At 47.0% G+C, this 2,430-nt stretch carries 1 protein-coding gene; it reads right to left on the bottom strand.

Going from position 1 to position 2,430, the window contains the following annotated elements; genetic code table 11:
* The coding region (locus IQ242_RS22495) for a formylglycine-generating enzyme family protein (protein ID WP_228021160.1) at positions 1-2,304 on the bottom strand (2,304 nt) is incomplete at its 3' end.
* Between the last annotated feature and the right edge of the window lie 126 nt (positions 2,305-2,430).

The following is a 2,430-nucleotide window of genomic DNA, read 5'->3' as shown; positions in this document are numbered from 1 at the left end:
GTAGTAGCCGCGGCGGCTGTAGTAGTAGCGGAAAGCGGAACGGCAGCCATACGGATTGCTGAACCAAGAACCGCCCCGCAGAGCTTTATTTGCCTGATTTTGCTGTTTTTTGCTCTTTTCTCGCCGAGGACTACCATCATTAGGTGCGCCTTGATAATTTTCCCGGAAGTCATCCTGACACCACTCCCAGACATTGCCGTGCATATCATACAAACCAAAACCATTGGGGGGAAATTGCCCCACGGGGGTGGTTTTCCCGCGACGTTCTCCTGCTGGTTCCTTAGCAAAGCGTTGCCTAGCATCGTAGTTAGCTAAATTTGAGGTGAGGGTTGCTCCGAAGTGGAAGGGGGTGGTGGTTCCAGCACGACAAGCATACTCCCATTCCGCCTCACTGGGTAGCCGATACTGTTTCTTGGTCATTTTAGAGAGCCTTTGGCAAAATTCTACAGCATCTAACCAAGATACCCTTTCAACGGGGTTTGTGCTGCCTTTAAAATATGATGGCTCTGGGTTTAAATCCCGCTCTACTTTTAAATCTTTTCTTTGGGCAATATATAACCATTGAGCTTGGGTAATCGGAGCTTGACTTAGGTAAAAAGGGGCGATTTTTACTAAATGTCTGGGGGATTCTCGTTGGAACCAATCCCTAAGGTATTTTTCCACTAGCCGCGCTATTTCCTCCGCTTCGGTTCCCATCCAAAACTCCCCCGAAGGAATATAGAGCATTTTTAAGCTGGGGGGATTTTGTTCAAAGTAGAAGGCTCTCACGGGTTCCTTGGCGGTAATTTGTCCCCTCTCATCCACAAAAACGGTTTCAGACTTGAACAGGATTAGGTTAAATTTCTCGGTGATGATTTCTTCTTCTGTGTTATCCAAGACTTCCCTAAACTGGACTGGGATTGTCTCGGCGGTTATTTCTTCGCTTGCCAAAAATTTAAGCTGCTCAGGGGTTAAACGAAGGCGCTGATACAGTTCCCCATCTTCTACGCTGAAATCCTTAAGTCTATCCTTGAGCAGTTGAAACAATATTTCCTCTCCTCCCGTAAGCTCTTTTACCTTAGCTATGGTTACGGTTTTATATTTCCTCAGCCACTTTTCCTCAACCGGTAGGGGTGGAGGTGAGTCAACCATAGATTGCAGCTTTTGGCTAATTTCTTGGTACTTTGCTTCCCCTAGCTTTTGGAAAACCTTAGCAGATACCTTGGCAAAGGCGCGAACTAGATTAGCTGCTTCTTTGCCGAGGAGAACTTGGGGATTGGTAAGAATAAGACCAAAAAAGGTGGTGGTACTCAGGTTGAGTTTTTGGGCGATGTATTCCGAGAGGACAAAAATTACCTCTAAGGCGCGGCTATTCCCTAGTTCAGTGAGCAGAAGCTCTCTGTCCTCATCATCCAATTCAAAATCTAGGCTGTTGGGGGGAGTATGAAAGTTAAATTTACCTCCTTTGTCCCACTTCACTGGTTCCCCTCCTAGATAGACTTTGAGAAAACCGCTAAGGATGACTTCTGCTATGTTTAGGGGGTTAGAGGCGCTTAAAAGTTGGCTTTGGATAAGACGGATGATGGGAAGATTTACCGGGGCTGCGGCTAATTTTTTCAGTAATTCCCAAGCTAGAGGTGAGGCGGTACTAGCGAATAGTTCTAGAGCTTGCTTCCCAGACATCTCCGGAGAAATAGTTGCGGGTATTTCTCTGTTTTGGGGGGATTTTTCTAGTAGTACCCCCGCACAGGTGGCGTTGCTGTCACCACTGAGAACGAGCGCCCAAGCTTTTAAGGATGAAGGGGTTAGGGAGATGGTGGGTAGGGGAAAGTAGGTTTTTTGGATTGTTTCTCTGAGAATATGTTGATTTTCCTCTTCGTTCTCAATTTGTAGTAGCAGGGGGATAGAGGTAAATCTCCAGTTTTGTGAAGGTTTCCGGGGGGTTTGGTTGACTAGGGAGACGAACCAACCTCGACTAAGGGCGGTTCTTTCCCACATTGCTTCCGGGAAGGGAGAAAGCAGGGTGACGATTTGGTGTTTTCCCCAGTCCTGAAGAGCTTGGTTATAGCGTCCTTGATACCAGTCTGGGGAAGTACAATCGCTGTAGAAGAGGAGAAGTCTTTCGCCGCGAGGATGGATGAGATCTTTTGGGTGAATTGAGCAAGTATCGTTAGAGTAGGTACGGATGGCTAAATTTTGCCTGTCTTCGTCCCATCCGATGCGGTAGAGTTTGACATCCCGAAAGGCCCCGATTTGTTCTAGCCAATCGCGGATTTCCCCGGCCATTTCTTTCCAAAAGACCATGGAGGCCCATTCTTCAATCATTGACACTCCCCGCTCTAAAGAGACGGGGATTCTTGGTTCACAGAGATTACTTGCTTAGACAGAATTGCTTCTGAAAAAGTAGAGGTATTCTCTCCCCAAGCGTTTATTGGATCGAGCCCAAAGGTT

Origin of the sequence: Microcystis sp. LEGE 08355 (genome assembly GCF_015207185.1) — a bacterium.
Lineage (GTDB): Bacteria > Cyanobacteriota > Cyanobacteriia > Cyanobacteriales > Microcystaceae > Microcystis > Microcystis panniformis.
The sequence above is the reverse complement of the archived record's forward strand: the minus strand, read 5'-3'. Positions and strand labels throughout refer to the sequence as shown.